16 protein-coding genes are annotated in these 17,035 nt (G+C 48.0%); 8 read left to right on the top strand and 8 right to left on the bottom strand.

The annotated features are described in order from the left end of the window. Positions 1–42 precede the first annotated feature (42 nt). The 3 genes from KNQ14_RS12275 (at position 43) to KNQ14_RS12265 (ending at position 3,335) form a co-directional block, all read left to right on the top strand. The gene (locus tag KNQ14_RS12275; protein ID WP_058265688.1) at positions 43–1,116 is read left to right on the top strand and encodes a site-2 protease family protein; all 1,074 of its coding nucleotides are present in this window, start codon (positions 43–45) and stop codon (positions 1,114–1,116) included. A gap of 155 nt (positions 1,117–1,271) precedes the next feature. Further along, on the top strand, positions 1,272–2,660 hold the full coding sequence (locus KNQ14_RS12270) for an MATE family efflux transporter (protein ID WP_035395624.1): 1,389 nt from the start codon (positions 1,272–1,274) through the stop codon (positions 2,658–2,660). Positions 2,661–2,768: 108 nt separating this feature from the next. Beyond that, a complete protein-coding gene (locus KNQ14_RS12265; protein WP_035395622.1) occupies positions 2,769–3,335 on the top strand; it encodes a 3'-5' exonuclease in 567 nt (188 codons plus the stop codon). Between the two features lie 419 nt (positions 3,336–3,754). Here KNQ14_RS12265 and KNQ14_RS12260 read toward each other — a convergent pair whose 3' ends face one another. The 3 genes from KNQ14_RS12260 to KNQ14_RS12250 all read right to left on the bottom strand — a co-directional run bounded on the left by KNQ14_RS12260 (position 3,755) and on the right by KNQ14_RS12250 (position 7,917). Beyond that, positions 3,755–4,870 carry an NADH-dependent flavin oxidoreductase gene (locus tag KNQ14_RS12260; RefSeq protein WP_214861183.1) on the bottom strand — a complete coding sequence of 372 codons (1,116 nt, stop codon included), beginning with the start codon at positions 4,868–4,870 and terminating at the stop codon, positions 3,755–3,757. A gap of 92 nt (positions 4,871–4,962) precedes the next feature. Continuing rightward, positions 4,963–7,053, bottom strand: a complete 2,091-nt coding sequence (locus tag KNQ14_RS12255; protein WP_214861181.1) for an MMPL family transporter — start codon at positions 7,051–7,053, stop codon at positions 4,963–4,965. A 69-nt stretch (positions 7,054–7,122) separates the two neighbouring features. Continuing rightward, positions 7,123–7,917 (bottom strand): hypothetical protein, encoded by a 795-nt coding sequence (locus KNQ14_RS12250; protein WP_082202585.1) that lies wholly within the window; start codon positions 7,915–7,917, stop codon positions 7,123–7,125. A 115-nt stretch (positions 7,918–8,032) separates the two neighbouring features. On the opposite strand from KNQ14_RS12250, the gene KNQ14_RS12245 reads away from it, so the two are divergent. Next, positions 8,033–8,206, top strand: coding sequence for a YycC family protein (locus tag KNQ14_RS12245; protein WP_195865986.1), 174 nt, complete (start codon positions 8,033–8,035; stop codon positions 8,204–8,206). Between the two features lie 45 nt (positions 8,207–8,251). On the opposite strand, the gene KNQ14_RS12240 is transcribed toward KNQ14_RS12245, so the two are convergent. Both KNQ14_RS12240 and pulA read right to left on the bottom strand, forming a co-directional pair. Beyond that, positions 8,252–8,734: a site-2 protease family protein gene (locus KNQ14_RS12240; protein ID WP_214861179.1), complete on the bottom strand. Its 483-nt coding sequence runs from the start codon at positions 8,732–8,734 to the stop codon at positions 8,252–8,254. A 180-nt stretch (positions 8,735–8,914) separates the two neighbouring features. After that, positions 8,915–10,921, bottom strand: a complete 2,007-nt coding sequence (gene pulA / locus KNQ14_RS12235) for a type I pullulanase (RefSeq protein ID WP_251138393.1) — start codon at positions 10,919–10,921, stop codon at positions 8,915–8,917. A gap of 111 nt (positions 10,922–11,032) precedes the next feature. Between pulA and KNQ14_RS12230 the strand changes: the two genes are divergently transcribed. After that, positions 11,033–11,527 (top strand): YajQ family cyclic di-GMP-binding protein, encoded by a 495-nt coding sequence (locus KNQ14_RS12230; RefSeq protein ID WP_023469671.1) that lies wholly within the window; start codon positions 11,033–11,035, stop codon positions 11,525–11,527. A 109-nt stretch (positions 11,528–11,636) separates the two neighbouring features. On the opposite strand, the gene KNQ14_RS12225 is transcribed toward KNQ14_RS12230, so the two are convergent. Further along, positions 11,637–12,419: a 3-hydroxybutyrate dehydrogenase gene (locus KNQ14_RS12225; protein WP_371743354.1), complete on the bottom strand. Its 783-nt coding sequence runs from the start codon at positions 12,417–12,419 to the stop codon at positions 11,637–11,639. Positions 12,420–12,543: 124 nt separating this feature from the next. Between KNQ14_RS12225 and KNQ14_RS12220 the strand changes: the two genes are divergently transcribed. The 3 genes from KNQ14_RS12220 to KNQ14_RS12210 all read left to right on the top strand — a co-directional run bounded on the left by KNQ14_RS12220 (position 12,544) and on the right by KNQ14_RS12210 (position 14,597). Then, positions 12,544–13,422: a LysR family transcriptional regulator gene (locus KNQ14_RS12220; RefSeq protein WP_214861175.1), complete on the top strand. Its 879-nt coding sequence runs from the start codon at positions 12,544–12,546 to the stop codon at positions 13,420–13,422. A 91-nt stretch (positions 13,423–13,513) separates the two neighbouring features. Continuing rightward, on the top strand, positions 13,514–13,927 hold the full coding sequence (locus KNQ14_RS12215; RefSeq protein ID WP_214861173.1) for a carboxymuconolactone decarboxylase family protein: 414 nt from the start codon (positions 13,514–13,516) through the stop codon (positions 13,925–13,927). A gap of 76 nt (positions 13,928–14,003) precedes the next feature. Next, positions 14,004–14,597 carry a metallophosphoesterase family protein gene (locus KNQ14_RS12210; protein ID WP_214861171.1) on the top strand — a complete coding sequence of 198 codons (594 nt, stop codon included), beginning with the start codon at positions 14,004–14,006 and terminating at the stop codon, positions 14,595–14,597. Positions 14,598–14,660: 63 nt separating this feature from the next. Here the strand turns inward: KNQ14_RS12210 and KNQ14_RS12205 are convergent, their stop codons facing one another. Together KNQ14_RS12205 and argS are read right to left on the bottom strand one after the other, a co-directional pair. Further along, positions 14,661–15,266 (bottom strand): hypothetical protein, encoded by a 606-nt coding sequence (locus KNQ14_RS12205; RefSeq protein ID WP_050678446.1) that lies wholly within the window; start codon positions 15,264–15,266, stop codon positions 14,661–14,663. Between the two features lie 30 nt (positions 15,267–15,296). Beyond that, positions 15,297–16,979 carry an arginine--tRNA ligase gene (argS, locus tag KNQ14_RS12200; RefSeq protein WP_214725102.1) on the bottom strand — a complete coding sequence of 561 codons (1,683 nt, stop codon included), beginning with the start codon at positions 16,977–16,979 and terminating at the stop codon, positions 15,297–15,299. Positions 16,980–17,035 lie beyond the last annotated feature (56 nt).

Here is a 17,035-nt window from a genome sequence, read left to right as displayed (position 1 = left end):
ACTTAAGGAAGAACGTCACATGATGAAAGAAGGAATTTCACGATGGCTAAAAAACGTTGGGGTGGACTTGCTGTTGCCGGCGCCTTTCTCTTAACGAAAGGAAAGGTCATCCTTGCCTTATTGAAATTTTCGAAGTTTGGAGGCACTCTGATTTCGTTCGGAGTCTCGCTTCTCTTTTACGCTCAAGTATTCGGTGTCTGGTTCGGAGTCGGATTGCTCTATCTCCTATTCATTCATGAGATGGGACATCTACTCGCTGCGAAACGACTCGGTTTTAAAACGGGTCCCGCGATTTTCGTACCCTTCATGGGAGCTGTCATCGGGATCAAAGATACGTTCCGGACTCCAAAACAAGAAGCGATTCTTGCGTACGGTGGACCACTCGCGGGTCTCGTGTCCCTGATTCCGCTTGCAATTGGATACGCTGTGACGGGAAATGACTTCTGGCTCGTCATCTTCCATCTCGGAGCCTTGTTGAATCTCTTCAATCTACTTCCCGTCAGTCCGCTTGACGGCGGACGGATTCTTGCGGGACTTCCGATCATCGTTTGGGTTGCGGGTCTTGCTGCCTTGATTGCTTACGGCATCACGAACTTCAGCCTGATTCTGCTCTTGATCGCTTTCTTCGGCGGCAGTGCTGTCTGGAAACGGTATAAGTTCGCAAAACAATATGAAGAGAACCAATCGACCTTGATGTTATACCGTGCTGCACGCGAACGCGTCTTACGCGCAAAGGCGGAACAAGAACGTGCAAACGCGGAAGTCGCTCTTGCACCGGAAGTGGAGGAAGAACAAACGGTCGAAAGTACGTACGACCCGATCGCTTGGTCGCTTCGTCTCGATTTACAAGATTTGCGACAAGCGAGTCCGGAAGAGGCACGTCAGGAAGCGGACGATCTGTTACGGTATCAATATGATGCCGCGAACGACTACGATGCGTTGTTGCGACGAATCGATCAGCGAATCGAACCGCTCCGACTCGCTGAAGAGTCGGTCCAGTATCACCAGATGCCGAAAAAACAACAAACGATCACCTTACTCGCTTACTTGGCGCTCGGTGCCATTTTATTCATTGCTTTCGAGTACTCGAAAGGGTACTTGCCTACACCCTCTTAAAACGAGTTCCATCGGATGCGCTTCATGGCGCATCCTTTTTTTATAAGACGAACACAACACATTGACTAGAGTGATTTCTTGCATCTCTTCATAGAAGCGACTACTCTGAGTAAAACCCTACTTACCACTTGTCTAAAAAAGGAGGCTCTCCTTCCATGAATAAAAACACTGCCCGTTTGGGTGAAGCACCTATCAACCAGCTCTTACTTAGTCTCTCCTTGCCGGCAATGGTCGGGATGCTCGTCACGGCACTCTATAATATCGTCGATACGATTTTCGTCGCTCAAGGCATCGGTACGGCTGCCGTTGCCGCTGTCGGAATCGCTTTCCCCGTCCAGCTCGTGTTGATGGCAATCGCCAACTCGATTGGGATCGGGGGGGCTGCGATTGCGTCACAACGGCTTGGTCAAAAACAGACGGATGGTGCCAGTCGTGCTTATGCGAACGTCTTGATAGCAGTTTTCTTCATCAGTATGCTCGCCATCATCAGTGCTTTCATCTTCGTCGAACCGTTACTTCGTCTCTTTGGAGCGACAGATGAAATCATGCCGTATAGCATCGATTTCTTACGCGTCCTCTTGATCGGATCTCCTTTCTTCATGTTGACGATGGCGTCGAGTGCAATGCTACGCGCAGAAGGACGCGCGAACTATCAGATGCGCGTCATGCTGACGACGGTTGCCATCAACATCGTCCTGACACCTCTGTTCATCTTTGGTCTTGATTGGGGCATCCAAGGTGCTGCACTCGGAACAGTCGTTGCGCAAATCGTCGGTGCTGCACTTGTTTTCCGATTCTTCTTTACGAAACGTCGGCAAACGGGGTTAACACTCAATCGGAATGCTTTCAAACCCGATTTCCGTTTAACGTTTCGGATGATGCAAATCGGATCATCGTCGTTCATCATGCAAGTCTCCCAATCGATTTTGTTCATCACCGTCAACCACATGCTCGTCCGGTACGGTGGTACGACGGAACTAGCGACGTTTGCGGTCATCAATAAGTTCATGGCGCTCGTCGGTATGCCAATCATGGGGATCGTGCAAGGGATGCAACCGATCGTCGGGTATAATTTCGGTTCTCGGCAATTTAGCCGGATGTCGCTTGCCATCAAGTTGGCAATCCGTTACGGCTTATCGTTATCGATCAGCTTGTGGTTACTGATTCAATTGTTCCCTCGCTTCTGGGTCGGCTTGTTCACGGAAGAAGCAGCACTGCTGCAGGAAGGCTCGAGTGCGATGCGCATCTTATTCGCTTTATCGTTCGTCTATGGGATTCAAATGATTGTCAACGGGATGTATCAATCGCTCGCCAAAGCGAAAGTCGCTTTATTCTTGTCCTTGTCACGCCAAACGTTATACACGATTCCACTCGTTTTGATCTTACCCCTGTTCTTCGGTGTCAATGGTGTCTGGTTCGCTTTCCCGATCGCTGATGCGATGGCTGTCTTGACGGCCCTTGTCTTCGCCTATAAAGATCGCGTTCTATTATTTAAACCGGAGGAGTACGTCGCAGAGGAACAAAAAGTCGCCACCGCGAAGTGACTGGAATGGATATCAGATCATCTGCCTTGCAGATGGTCTTTTTTAATGGACTTCTATAATACGAACATGTATTCTGTTACTAGTGAATGACAGAAAGGAGTCTGCTGCATGTATACATTAGCGATTGACTTTGAAACGGCAAATCGGAATAGCCGAAGCATTTGTGCGTTTGGTTGGTCCGTTCTTTCCAACGGTCGCGTCACGGAGAGTAAACAGGTCTTAATCAATCCAGAAGAGAACTTCGATGCTGGAAACATCCGGGTCCATGGAATTCGTCCGAGTGATGTCTTCGATGCACCGACGTTACCTGAAGCGATGGAAGCACAGGGCTTATACGATTTAATCGCAGGTGCTCAACTGGTCGTTGCCCACAATGCATCATTTGATATGGGGGCGCTCCAGAAAGCGATTCAAAAATACGATATGTACCAGATGCCCGCTTTCACCTACGGCTGCACGGTCAAATTATCCCGCAAACTGTATCCGTGGTTGCCGAACCATCGATTGAATACGATGGCTGAATTCCTCAACGTCTCTTTCCAGCACCATGATGCGAAAGAGGATGCCTACGTCTGTGCCTTGCTCCTAAACGATATGTTGGAACGAACGAATCTACAGGATCCGGTCTCCTTGCATACGTTTTGTGGCGTTCGGATGGGACAGGTTGCCTATTAATAAACAAAAAAATTATAGACAACAGGGCTGACTCCAAAAAATGACGCATCTTTTCACGCCCTTTCCTCAGGCGAGACACAAGCCAGTTTTCCCGCTCTATTCGAGCAGGAAACGGGTCTCGTTTGTCTCTGACAGCGCATAAATGCGCTTTTTCCTGTAGGAGTGGCGTGTAACGCGTTATTCTTTTTTATCTAGAAGAAGGATCCGAGACGCGTTTTGTTCACTCGACATCGCTTCCTAGGGAAAAACAAGCAAGAACGACCCTGCAGCGAAGCGAAGCGGCGCGATGCTTGTCCCAGGAAAACGATGCGAGACGAACAAAAAAGCGCAATCCTTCTCGTTAGAGAAAAATTGCACTTTACCTTCAGTCTCAAAGCACTCTAGACACGAGATCTAGAGTGTTTTTTGATGCTATTCTATTATTTGCTTGTTTGTTTGATCGGGAACCAGCCTGGACGACTTGTGATGCCTGCCCATAATGCATCTGGAACGACGAGTTCTGCTTGTGCTTCTGGATCAAGTTCTGTCCGGATTGACGCAAGGTCACCCGCTTCGACTTTCTCAACCCACTTCGGTTCCATGATCAGTTCACGACCGAGAGCGATCATTGGAACGACAGCCAAACCTTGTTCGACTTCGTCCGCTGTGTGCAGCGATCCGACACCGATGACAGGTACTTGTTCGCCAACACGTTCTTGGATGAGCGTGATTGGTGATGTCGTTGCATTTTCGTCACGAATCGAACCTGCGAAGAAGTCCATCACGGAAACGTGCAAGTAATCGAGGTCTTTTTTCGCCAGCTCATCGACGAGGCGCATCGTATCATCGAGTGTGATTCCTGGATTTTCGATCTCTTCTGGAGAGAAACGGTATCCGACGATGAACGAAGGATCCTGTTTCGCGACAGCTTCGACTGCATCCACGACCGCTAATGGGAAGGCGAGACGTTTTTCTAAGCTACCGCCCCATTTGTCTTCGCGACGGTTTGAGTGTGGTGAGAAGAATTGTTGAATCAAGTACGTGTTCGCACCATGAATCTCAACACCGTCAAATCCAGCTTCCATCGCACGACGTGTCGCCTGACCGAATGCTTCAATGATTGCTTCAACTTCTTCCGCCTCTAGCGCACGAGGTGTCATTGCTCCTTCACGTACAGGTGCGACAGCACTTGCACTGACTGTTTGCCCACCGACGAGTTCTGGTGGTGCCATACGACCAGCGTGGAAAATTTGTAAGATCGCTTTTGCGCCTTTATCTTGAATCGTTTTTGCGAGTCGCTTCAGACTTGGAACGAGATCGTCACGATGCGCACCGAACTCATTCGGGAATCCTTGACCGTCTGCTGTGACATTCGCACATGCTGTAATGACCGCACTGACGCCGCCTGAACGTTCTGCATAGTACGCGAGTTCCGCATCCGATACTTCGCCGTTCTCTTGTGCTGCATAGTTCGTCATCGGTGCCATCAAGACGCGGTTTTTCAGCGTCACACCGTTTGGTAATGTAAATGGTTCAAACATTGCTTGAGTTGCCATGAGTGAAGTGCCTCCTCTAATTTCTTGAATTGAATATCGACAGTATACGCTCGTCTTCCTCCGAATAGCTACTGATGTGCTTACGCGATGTGTCACTTGCGAATCGCTTTACGACGACCACCTGGCCACCACCAGTTCCAGTGACCAAATAGTTTCATCAGTGCGGGGACGAGTAGCATCCGGACGATTGTGGCATCAATAAAAATCGCAAGCGCGATACCGACGCCAAGTTGTTTAATTGGACTGACGCCCGTGAAGGCAAACGCCCCTGTGACGACGATCATGATCAAGGCAGCAGACGTAATGATCTTACTCGTCTTCGCAAGCCCCATCTCGGTCGCATAATCGTTATCGCCTGTCTCGTCATAATATTCTTCCATTCGCGAGACGAGGAACACTTCATAATCCATCGATAAACCAAAGACGAGTGAGAAGATGAAGACCGGTGTCAAAATGCCGATCGTCTCCTGCGGAAGAACTGCGCCGGACTCAAACAAGATGACGAGTAATCCGAATGTCGCTCCTAGACTAAGCAAATTCATTAGAATCGCCTTGATTGGAATCAAGATGGACCGAAACGCAATCAGCAGAATGATGAATGTCGCCAAAACGACGACACCGACTGCTAGTGGGAGTTTCGATTCAATGGCATCATAAATTTCCTGATTGAAGGCTGCCGGTCCCCCGACAAGATAACCGTCCGCCTGCATCTTTCGCACCCAGTCTTGCGAAGCTGCATCCCCCGGGTCCCCTTTTAAATTGACGTCAATTCGTGCTTGGTCGTTCTCTGACAGAAATGCCGTCAAAGCTTCGCGGCCGGCCGGAACAGCGAGTAACTGTTCGAGCGGCACTTGTTGCTGTTCGGCAATCGTTGCGGCGGATACGACGGACCGTACATCGGGATCCGACTCGAGTCGAATCGTCACGTCTTCGATTTTTTCTCGTCCCACCTCTGAGGAAGCATCAGCAGATAAGATGAGGACGGCGTCCGTTCCATCGTTTCCGAATGTTTTTTCCCACGACTCAAAAGCGAGACGTGACGGATAGGATTCCGGTAAAGCGGTCGCTTGCGGAATGTTTAACGTCAAGTCACGTAACGGCAATAAACAAGGTAAAAGAAGCAATAAAGATAGAATCGTCACTGCGACCGGGCGCTTCATGACGAAACGAGCGAGGCGGCGCCAACGATCTTCACTACGACCTGCTCGTTGCCGGAAGAGTCGCCCTTTTTCTAGCACCTTCCCGAAAACGATCAATAGTGCCGGTAACAATGTCAATGCACTGATGACGGCCCCAAGGACCGAAACGAGCGTTCCGATCGCGACAGCGCGGAAGACATCAACATCAATCAATAACAATCCGGCAAGTCCGACGAATACACAGATTCCAGAAAATAAAATCGAGCGTCCTGCCGTCTCGACCGAACGAATCGCCGCCTTCCGAATATCTTGCCCGTCCTGCCGTTCTTCGCGGAATCGATTGACGTATAGCAATGAAAAATCAATTCCGAGTGCTAGGGAAATCATCGCAACCGCATTTAAGACGAAAATCGATAACTCTTGTTGTCCGGCAACGAAATAAAGAACACCGGCACCAAAGACAAAAGTGACGAGTCCCATGATCAACGGTAAGATGGCGGCAACGGGTGTACCGAAAACAAGTAGTAAGACGATCAAGGCTGCCGGAATTCCGATCAACTCAGCTCGGATGAGGTCATTTTTTGACGCTGTATTCAAATCATCGACGACGACTGGTTCACCCGTTAGTCGAATCGTCCCGGTATCATCCAGTTGACGCGTGACCGCAGCTGCCCATTTCGCATCAAGTGTTGGTACACCGACCGTCACGTATCCCTTATCGTCACGAATCGCTCGCGGATTTTCGACGGGACCAATGACGTTCCCGACGCCATTAATATCACGGAAGCGCTCGACATGTTGCATCATCGTTTGTCGTAGATTCTCTTGATTTTCAAATAGAACGATGATCGTATGCGGATCCTGACCGAAGTCTTGATCGAGTACTGTCTCGACGCGTTGAAAATCACCGTCACGCGTAAATCCGTTTCCTTCTAGCCGATCGGGTAGTTGATAAGCGAAATATCCAAGCACGACGAGCAGGATTGCCCAAACAATCAACACTCCTCGAAAATAAGTACTCATCAGATGACCAAGCCGTTCCATGATGCGTCCCCTTCCTGTATAAACGTACAAAAAACATCCTTCTTGCTGAAAAGCGAAAAGGATGTTTCATTACGTCTTTTGAAAAATTTGAACCCATGTGTTGCCAAATGTCGCCGATGTCGACACGATCGCAAGACGTCGCGCCTCTTCATCGAGTAACACACTTTTGAGTAAAACGGAGGAATGGCATCCCTCGAACTTATATTTCAGCTGACTCTTCTCATACAAGTAAAAGCGAGATGAATCGGTGATCGAAAACAATTGGTGCCGGTGGTCAACGAGCGAGTACTCCGCGTAATCCGAAAAAGGAATAATCGATTCCTGATTCGTCGCGGCATCCCAAATCACATACCGTTTTTGTAGATCATCATAGGAGATGATCGTCGTAGGTGCGATGAACCGTTCGAACGTCAAACGTGTATCATATCCTCGCTCAATCAAGCGTCCGAACAACGGTGCCTCTTCATAGTTTGAGTACCGCCAGTCCCCTGTTTGAACGTTCACGCAGACAACATCCGTTTCTGCCGTATATAGGAAGATCTCATCGTCTTGCCACAAGAATAAATTACTGAACCACGCTTCGGAAAAAGCAGCGGGTCGCTTGATATAATCTAAATGCCCTTGCTCTAAATCTAGTAAACCAAAATAAGCTGACTCTTCAAATACGATGAACAATCGTCCACCGCCTGGCTCAATGTACCAGGAGAATGGAACATACGCACATGCTGTTTCCCATAGTGGTCTTAAATCCGCATCACATTTCATAAATCCGTGGCGATCTCGAAAAAGAAGCAAATCCTCCCCGATTCGATCGAACAGTGAGACGGATTCATGGAGTAACAGCTCTGCAGCAGGTTTATACATATGCATCACTTCCTACTTCATACGGTATCAACCTTCACAGTTTCTCGCTACTATTGATGCGCTCGACTTGCACCTCCTGTTATACTAACCTCATGGAAAAAGGAGGACGAACACGATGAAACCTTTACAATTATCAGCAGAGACGGCTGTCGAACTCGCAAAACGTCTGAACGTACCACTTGAACAACTGATGCATATGCCGCGCCATATCTTGATTCAAAAGCTCGTCGAACTCGAGCAGGAACAAGCGAAAACGGAATCGGACTCGTCTAGCGAATCGAAATCTTGAGTAAAAAGCCTCTATTCCAACGCGGAAGGAGGCTTTAATCTTCGTTTAAGATTGTGGATGATAGTCGGATTTACCGTAACGGAAGACATTGATGATTGCTTTTCCGTCACTCGGATAACCGTTCGGATGATCGATTGGGAAGAGGGAGAAAAAGACGAAATAAAACGAGAAATACGCAAATTGGTACGTAAAGATCGATGCCTCGAACACACCGGCATATATGAGACCATTTACGACTAAGATACTCACCAAGTTCGCGATAGATCCACCAGCGTAGACCATGATATTAGCAAACTTCGTTTCGTGACGTAGTGCCTCATACTGACACCATCCATCCCAAAAATAAACACGATTCAGTCGAATCGGACCAACACGAAGCAATGATTTGCCTGAACCAATATTGATTTCCATGTTTCCACCGAATAATCGGGCGAAAAAGTAATGCCCCATCTCATGAATCAATGTCACGACAGGCAGCAGCAAAAAGAACGATAAAAAGAATTTCCATAAATCACCGAAACCGAACATACAACGTACACCCTCTCACTTCAAAACAACATCTTAAATACTACATATGAATTTTCCCGAAAGATGTATCTTCAAACAATGTTTCGATGATTTTCGCAAGTCAATTGCATGACAGACTGACATCGGACTGTCATCCACGTAAAAAAGGACGAAGCCATCTTGCGCTCCGTCCTTCTTGATTTAATCGGTTTTCTTACGACGTTTGTTCGCTGCGTACAACAATCCGATAATCGTCAATGCTGCACCACCTGCCACCGCATACTTCTTGTAGTCCGCTTTTCGTTCGGCGATGACCGTCGTCGTCAATGCTTGGACGACTAACTGTTTCTCTTCGTGCAGTCGTGGTGCGTGCAACTTAACGGCACCCGACTCCACTAACACCTCGAATTCACCGTTTGGCAATTCAATCGTGATATCCTCTTCCGTCGCATTATGATAGACACGCTGCCGTTCGACGTATCCTTCATAGGTGCGCTTCAGTTCAAAGGCAATGACACCTTCCCCTTCTTCAAGGAAACGCAGATGTTTTTTGATCATCGCTGCGTTTGCGAGACGGAACATCGGATACTGACGACGAAGGGCAATCAATCCTTTGACGTACTCGACGGCCGGACGCTCTGTTTCTGCCCGTTCATAATCGAGACGATTGACGACCTCTCCGGCATTGAAGCTGTCACGAATACCGTCCTTCGTCCGGAAGAACTCTTGTCCGGCATGAAGGAACGGAATCCCTTGTCCCGTCAAGATGATGGCATTCGCGAGCATTTGCCGTTTCCGACGAGTCTCTTCCGTATCCTCTGGGCGAGACACCGTTAATTTATCCCAAATCGTCAAATCATCGTGAGCTTCGACATACGAGACGACCTGATTCGGCTCATCAGCAAATCCTTGTGAAGAGACGTTACCAGCGATTCCCCGTTTGACTTCACTCGTCCGGTCGAATGCCCCGCTGATGAAACCACGGTCTTCCGGCGTTTGAACATCTCCTTTGACCCCGTCTCGTAAACCGTTATTGAAGTGAGCGATTCCTGGCATTTTCGGTGCATTGAAGTAGTTCGCTTTTTCTTCTGGATCAAGTGGCGTATCGAGATCCCAACCTTCACCGATGATCAGAATCGACGGATCAATCCGGTCAAGTGCATGGCGCACCTGATTCATCGTCTCGACATCATGAAGTCCCATCAAATCAAATCGGAAACCATCCAGATGGTATTCTTTCGCCCAGTACGTCACACAATCAAGAATGAACTTTCGCATCATCAGACGTTCAGATGCCGTATCATTTCCACAGAAACTACCATTTGAGAGACTACCATCCGCCTCTTGACGATAGAAGTATCCAGGAACGAACTGACCGAGCGGAACCGTTGCTGCATCATACGTATGATTGAAGACGACGTCCATGATGACACGGATCCCGCGGTCGTGTAACGCTTGTACCAATTGTTTTAATTCAAGGATCCGCGTTCGTGGATCATCTGGATTCGACGAGTATGACCCTTCCGGCGCAAAGTAGTTCACCGGGTCATACCCCCAGTTATAGTTATCCGGGTCGTTCGGCGCTGTCTCATTGACTGAGCCAAAATCATAGATCGGCAGTAACTGGACATGCGTCACACCAAGATCCGCTAAATAATCAAGTCCTGTCAATCCGCCATTTGGTGTCCGTGTCCCTGCTTCCGTCAGCCCAGCGAACGTACCACGTGCGACGACACCACTAGCCGGATGACTCGTTGCATCGCGTACATGTAATTCATACACAACTGCGTCTTGCGAAGAATGGAACAGTGGGCGTTCTTCGATCCATCGTTCTGGTGTCACACTTGTCGGGTCAATCAACGCACCGCGTTTTCCGTTCGTTCCGACGGCTTTCGCATACGGATCGACCGCCTCGACTTTTTGTCCGTTGATGCTCGCTTGAAACGTATAGAAATAACCTTCATATGCTGCTCGATCGAGTTCAACGACGTACGTTCCCCGTTCGCCTGCCATCATCTCGACCTCTTCGACTTTTCGTGCGCGTAGTGTCTTGTAGAGACGAATCACGACACGTTCTGCCGTCGGCGCCCACAAGCGCACGCGAATCGCTGTCTCTGAGAAGGTCGCTCCTAAATCATTTCCACTATAGGCAAATCGCTCATCCAGTTCTTGCGGTGTGAGCGTCAACATGTCTGCTGTTTGTTTCAAAGCTAAGCACCCCTTTCATTTCATGGTTTTTATTATAACAAAATTTCAAAGCAGTGGACGCTTCCGGTATTCCTCTCTAAAATAGAGAGTGGAATGAAAGGGGAGATTAACATGGCAGCAAAAGATAATTCATTTGATATCGTGTCACAAATCAACATCGAGGAAGTCAAGAATGCAGTTCAGATCGCACTAAAAGAAATCACGAACCGCTTCGACTTCAAAGGTTCAAAGAGCGACATGAAGCTCGAAAAAGAGGATTTGATTCTAATCTCAGATGACGATTTCAAACTCGATCAAGTCAAAGATGTCTTAACAGCAAAATTGATCAAGCGCGAAGTCCCGACAAAAAACCTGCAGTACGAAAAAGTCGAGCAGGCTGCTGGGAATACGGTTCGCCAACGTGTCATCCTTAAGAGCGGGATTGATCGTGACGATGCGAAAAAGATCAACAATGCCGTCAAGGAATCGAAATTAAAAGTGAAGACACAGATCCAAGATGATCAAATCCGTGTCACAGGTAAATCACGTGACGACCTACAACAAGTCATGCAAATCGTTCGTGAACTTCCGTTATCGGTCGACGTTCAGTTCATTAACTTCCGTTAATCCACTCACGTCAAATTAGCTGAACGTTTTTGTTCAGTCCATCAAACAAAAAAGGGAGGTGCTTTCTGGATTGTATCCAAAAAGTACCTCCCTTCATTCATATTGTTGCTTACTGCGCTGTATAACCACCATCGAGAACGACAGCTTGACCCGTGACACCTGCTGCTTTGTCACTTGCAAGGAAAATAGCGTAATCCGCGATTTCTTTGACTTGGAGTAACCGTTGTTGCGGAACAAGTGGATAGATGACCTCTTCTAGTACACGTTCGAGCGGTACATTCCGTGTTTCAGCGAGCGAAGACAATTGGTTTTGGACGAGTGGTGTATCGACATATCCTGGGCAAATCGCGTTGACCGTGATACCCGAAGTTGCCCCTTCTAATGCTGCGACTTTCGTTAAACCGATGACGCCGTGTTTCGCACTGTTATAAGCAGCTTTCCCTGCAAAACCAATCAATCCGTTGATCGATGACATGTTCAAGATCCGTCCAGAGCCTTGTTTTTTCATGATCGGGAAGACATATTTCGTATAGAGGAATGGTGCACGAAGCATGATGCTTTGAAGCAAGTCGAATTTCTCAGTCGAGAACTCTTCGATTGGTGAGACGTGTTGCATTCCCGCGTTGTTGATGACGATATCAATCGTTCCGTAATGTGCGACAGTCTGTTCGATACTTGATTTGATTGCCTCTTCACTTGTCACATCACCTGCGACAGCAAACGCATCGAAGCCTTTTTCACGAAGCGTTTCAGCAGAGCGTTTTGCAGCTTCTTCCTGAAGATCGACGATGACGACCTTCGCACCTTCTTGGGCGAATTCTTCAGCGATCTCAAGACCGATTCCGCTTGCTGCTCCTGTAATTAATGAAACTTTTCCTTCGAGTTGTTTCATCATGATGAATTCCTTCTTTCTTTATCTTTACGTGTTCGGTCTCTTTACTGTACGCTGATTGAAAGAATAATAAAAATGAATACTTGTTATGACATCTATAACTCAAAAGAATAGGAGAATACTGATGGATTTCCGCCAACTGGAATACTTTACGGAAGTGGCACGCTTCAAAAGCTTCACTCGTGCCGCTGAACATCTCCACGTCACGCAACCGACACTCAGTAAAATGGTCCGTCACTTAGAAGAGGAACTTGAAGTGGATTTGTTCGATCGGAGTAAACGACAAATCGTCCTGACGGATGCCGGTGAGACCTTATTGATTGAAGGTGAAAAGATTCTGCGGCAGTTATCTGACCTGCCTTCCCACCTCTATGATGTCATGCATCTGACGAAGGGAACGATTCGGCTCGGTGTTCCCCCACTGATCGGTTCACTGTTTTTCCCGGGTCTCCTGCGTCGCTTCGAAGAGATGTATCCGATGATTCAAATCGAATTAATCGAAGCCGGTGGGCATGCGCTAGAAAAAGCGGTCGTCGCCGGTGAAGTCGATTTGATCGCAACGGTGCTGCCTTCGGATGAGCATTTAACGACACACCCCTTCATTGAAGAAGAATTGCATTTGTTTTTACCAAATGATCACCCACTCGCCGATCGGTCGATGATTGCGTTAGAAGAAGTTTCCGACATGCCGTTCGTCTTGTTCAACGAAACGTTCTCGCTACACGATGTCGTCTTGAACGCTTGCCAAGATGCCGGATTTACGCCTAACGTGTCTCGGGTGAGCTCACAGTGGGACTTCTTATGTTTACTAGTCGCAGAAGGAAATGCCGTGACTGTCCTGCCGCGTTCGATCGCGGATCGCTTTTCGATTCGTGGCGTCAAAACGATTCCGCTTGAAACACGTGTCCCGTGGCACTTAGGAATCGCCGTTCCGACCGGTCGCTATCAATCGTATGTGACGCGGAAGTGGATTCAATTCGTTAGCGATATGTATTCCAAATAAGCATACCTTTCATAAAAACCATGTATTTGTAGCATGGTATTTCTTCCTTTACGATAAGAACATCGTTAAAAAAGAAAGGAAGTCCTTTACCATGGCAACTCATTTTGAATCACGTCACGAAACAGGCGTTAAAAAACTCAGCGAATTCACAGACGAAAACGCTGCACAATCTACGCATGACAAAATCTCTGAATCCCTGAAAGATATCGCTCCAGCAGTCGGTGAGTGGATCACGGATTTCGCATACGGTGAAGTTTACAGCCGCGATGGTCTCGTCAACCGTGACCGCGCAATCGTTACGATTGCTTCTCTCGTCACACAAGGTACAGAACCACAGCTTGCTCTCCACATCAATACTGGATTGACAGCTGGTTTGACAGGAAACGAAATCGTCGAAGCTATCATGCATCTTGTTCCTTACACTGGATTCCCACGTGTCTTGAACGCACTTGAAGTCGCAAAAGTCGTCTTTGCAGAACGTGGCGTCACAGTCGAAACAGAATAAGATCCGTACGACTTAATTGAAAAAAGATGGGCATGACGCATTTTCGGGTATCTCCTTAACAAAGGAGTGGTCGATCATGCGTTATGCCCTTTTTGCGGATCTTCATAGCTCATTAGCCGACACAGCGGCTGTCCTAGCTGACATACGGCGGCTCGCTCCCGATGCGCATTTGTTTTGTCTCGGTGATGTTCATGAATGCCATGTCGGTAAAAAGCGAGCGAAGCGCTATTCTTTCGAATCGCTCTCCCTCGTCGTGACGCTCGATGATGATTTTTTAGAGTTGATTGATTTTAAGACGTTGCTTGGCAATCAAGAAGAACGCATCCTGTCGCTCGTCCCACCGCATCTGTCTCCTGTCATCGATGCGTTACGCGATTGCCCTCGAAAACAACGGATCGAGGGGGCATTATTGATTCATGGAGACCAACTCAGTTGGTCGCGTGATTTTCTACCCAATCTGTCACAACAACGAGAACCATTACTCTTTTTTGGCCATAGTCATATCAGAGGTTTGTTTCAAAATGGCATCGCCAAACCGAGCCCACTAGGTCAAACTTTATCCATCAAAGGAGAACGGCATGCCGTCAATCTGGGTCCTGTCGTGTTCGAACGAGAATGGTGTCTTTACGATTCAGAGCAACAATCGATTGTGTTCCATCAAGCGAAGTAAGAAGATACGACAAAAGCCGTCGGGCACAGGGCTCGACGGCTTTTTGTTCGTGCATCCTATTGATCAGAGATAACGGACAAGCGATGCCTTGACGACATCCACTTGTGTGAAGTTCGTCTCTTCCGCGAATGTTTCGATGACTTGACGGACATCCCCTTGACGACGTACGAAGCTCGTCGGGACTGGTGTCGTACCGACAAGTTGCTCATGCAGACTCGTCAATCGATGATCATCGATGATCGTCGTCATCAAATCAAGGAATAGCAGAACATGCAGACGGTTCAAATAATCCCATGGTTTGTCTTCCGAACGGAATTCATTACGAGCGAGCCATTTTTTCAATCCGATCGCATCGATTTGACTCAACGTCTCTGTCGTACGTGCCGACTTCCAAAGCGTCAACAGTTCACCCAGTTTTTTCCGTGTCTGTTTCTTACGCATGAAGAATTCAAAATTGTCTTTCGTCCGTAACGCGTCTCCTTCAATCGGAGCAATCAAATCGGCTTCCGGCGCCGTCACGAAATCGTGAACGAAATCGACAGACTCTCCCGGTAACCAAGCAGCGACTTTCCCGTGAAAATCAGCCATGAAGGCGACCGTTTCTGCCAAAGGCTCCTGCTTCATCTGTGAAGCAGCTTGCTGTAATCGTTCTTTCGTCTCAGTCTTCATAATCTACCTCTTCTTATTCGTGGATTGGTCTTACATTTCTTCTGGAGCGCCGACACCAAGCAAACGAAGACCCTCTGTCAAGACGATTGTGACAGACTTGACGAGTGCAAGACGCGATTGTTTTGCTGCGTCATCTTCGAGAACACGGACGTGTCCGTAGTATTTATTGAAGCTTTGTGCAAGATCTAAGACGTAGCGGCTGATGATTGACGGCTCACGACGTGTGAACGCGCGATCGATGACCGTCGAGAATTGGTTTAGCATCGACACGACACCCCATGCATGATCATCGGCACTCCCAGCGAATGGTGTGCCATCATAGCCACCTTTACGGAGCAATGAGTGCGCACGGGCATTCGTGTACTGAACATACGGTCCTGTTTCGCCTTCGAATTTCAACATCTGCTCAAGATCGAACTCGATGTTGTTCATCCGTTCGTTCTTCAAGTCATGGAAGATGACCGCGCCAACACCAACTTGGCGAGCCGTGGCTTCGGCATTCGCTAAGTTCGGATTTTTTTCCGCGATGTTTTGCTTCGCAACATCGATCGCTTCTTGTAGTACTTCTTCAAGCAAGACGATCCGACCTTTACGCGTCGACATTTTCTTTCCGTCCTTCATGATCAGACCGAATGGGACATGGTGCATTCCGTCGACGTTTTCGAATCCAAGTTTCTTCAAGACTGCGAACAATTGCTTGAAGTGAAGCGCTTGTTCCCCACCGACGACGTAGAACGCTTGCTCAAAGCGGTACGTTTCAAGACGATAGACGGCAGCTGCTAAGTCACGTGTCGCATAAAGCGTTGCGCCATCTTTCTTTTTAATCAAGGCAGGTGGCATACCTTCTGCTTCGAGGTCGACGACCATTGCCCCTTCTGATTCGACGAGGAGATCTTTTTCTTCGAGCAAATCGATGACGTGTTGCATCTTATCGTTGTAGAAGGCTTCTCCGTTCAAACTATCGAATTTAACACCGAGCATCTCATAGACACGGTTGAACTCGACGAGTGAGACTTCACGGAACCACGTCCAAAGAGTTGTCGCCTGCTCATCACCTTGTTCGAGTTTTTTGAACCAGAGACGCCCTTCATCTTCAAGTGCTGGGTTCGTTTCCGCTTCTTCGTGGAATCGGACGTATAATTTCAACAATTCCTTGATTGGTTCTGCACGGACCGCTTCTTCCTCACCCCACATCGTGTAAGCGACCATCAATTTCCCGAACTGAGTTCCCCAGTCCCCTAAGTGGTTGACACCGACGACGTCGTACCCTTTTTTACGCGAAATCTGGTTGAGCGCGTTCCCGATGACTGTCGAACGCAAGTGACCCATCGAGAAGGGTTTCGCGATGTTTGGTGATGAAAAATCAGTGACGATCGTTTTCCCATTGGCTTCACTTGATCCGAACGCCTCTTTTTCCGTCAAAACTTGGTTGACGATTTCTTGCGAGACGACATCTCGATTCAAGAAGACGTTAATGTAAGGACCAACGGCTTGAACGTTCGAGAACAACGGCGCGTCGATTTTTTCTGCGAGCTCCGAAGCAATCATGTTTGGTGCTTTACGGAATGCTTTAGCGAGCATGAAACATGGGAATGCCAGATCTCCATGATCTTCATGTTTCGGTTGCTCGATCAGTTGTTCGATTTGTTCAACTGATAAGGCACCTTCCATGACTTGATGTAATACTTCTGCATACTGCGCTTTATAACTCATCTTTATTTCCTCCTGCTTCACTGATTTTTTGGCAATAAAAAACGCCCCTTGCGCCA

Origin of the sequence: Exiguobacterium sp. s161, from assembly GCF_018619045.1 — a bacterium.
GTDB lineage: Bacteria > Bacillota > Bacilli > Exiguobacteriales > Exiguobacteriaceae > Exiguobacterium_A > Exiguobacterium_A indicum.
Note: the sequence above shows the minus strand (reverse complement) of the source record. Positions and strands in the feature narration are given on the sequence as shown.

Bases quoted from the DNA above. Each gene is read 5' to 3' on its own strand.
- KNQ14_RS12275 (WP_058265688.1), top strand. From the start codon at position 43: ATGGCTAAAAAACGTTGGGGTGGACTTGCTGTTGCCGGCGCCTTTCTC.
- KNQ14_RS12270 (WP_035395624.1), top strand. From the start codon at position 1,272: ATGAATAAAAACACTGCCCGTTTGGGTGAAGCACCTATCAACCAGCTC.
- KNQ14_RS12265 (WP_035395622.1), top strand. From the start codon at position 2,769: ATGTATACATTAGCGATTGACTTTGAAACGGCAAATCGGAATAGCCGA.
- KNQ14_RS12260 (WP_214861183.1), bottom strand. From the start codon at position 4,870: ATGGCAACTCAAGCAATGTTTGAACCATTTACATTACCAAACGGTGTG.
- KNQ14_RS12255 (WP_214861181.1), bottom strand. From the start codon at position 7,053: ATGGAACGGCTTGGTCATCTGATGAGTACTTATTTTCGAGGAGTGTTG.
- KNQ14_RS12250 (WP_082202585.1), bottom strand. From the start codon at position 7,917: ATGTATAAACCTGCTGCAGAGCTGTTACTCCATGAATCCGTCTCACTG.
- KNQ14_RS12245 (WP_195865986.1), top strand. From the start codon at position 8,033: ATGAAACCTTTACAATTATCAGCAGAGACGGCTGTCGAACTCGCAAAA.
- KNQ14_RS12240 (WP_214861179.1), bottom strand. From the start codon at position 8,734: ATGTTCGGTTTCGGTGATTTATGGAAATTCTTTTTATCGTTCTTTTTG.
- KNQ14_RS12230 (WP_023469671.1), top strand. From the start codon at position 11,033: ATGGCAGCAAAAGATAATTCATTTGATATCGTGTCACAAATCAACATC.
- KNQ14_RS12225 (WP_371743354.1), bottom strand. From the start codon at position 12,419: ATGAAACAACTCGAAGGAAAAGTTTCATTAATTACAGGAGCAGCAAGC.
- KNQ14_RS12220 (WP_214861175.1), top strand. From the start codon at position 12,544: ATGGATTTCCGCCAACTGGAATACTTTACGGAAGTGGCACGCTTCAAA.
- KNQ14_RS12215 (WP_214861173.1), top strand. From the start codon at position 13,514: ATGGCAACTCATTTTGAATCACGTCACGAAACAGGCGTTAAAAAACTC.
- KNQ14_RS12210 (WP_214861171.1), top strand. From the start codon at position 14,004: ATGCGTTATGCCCTTTTTGCGGATCTTCATAGCTCATTAGCCGACACA.
- KNQ14_RS12205 (WP_050678446.1), bottom strand. From the start codon at position 15,266: ATGAAGACTGAGACGAAAGAACGATTACAGCAAGCTGCTTCACAGATG.
- argS (WP_214725102.1), bottom strand. From the start codon at position 16,979: ATGAGTTATAAAGCGCAGTATGCAGAAGTATTACATCAAGTCATGGAA.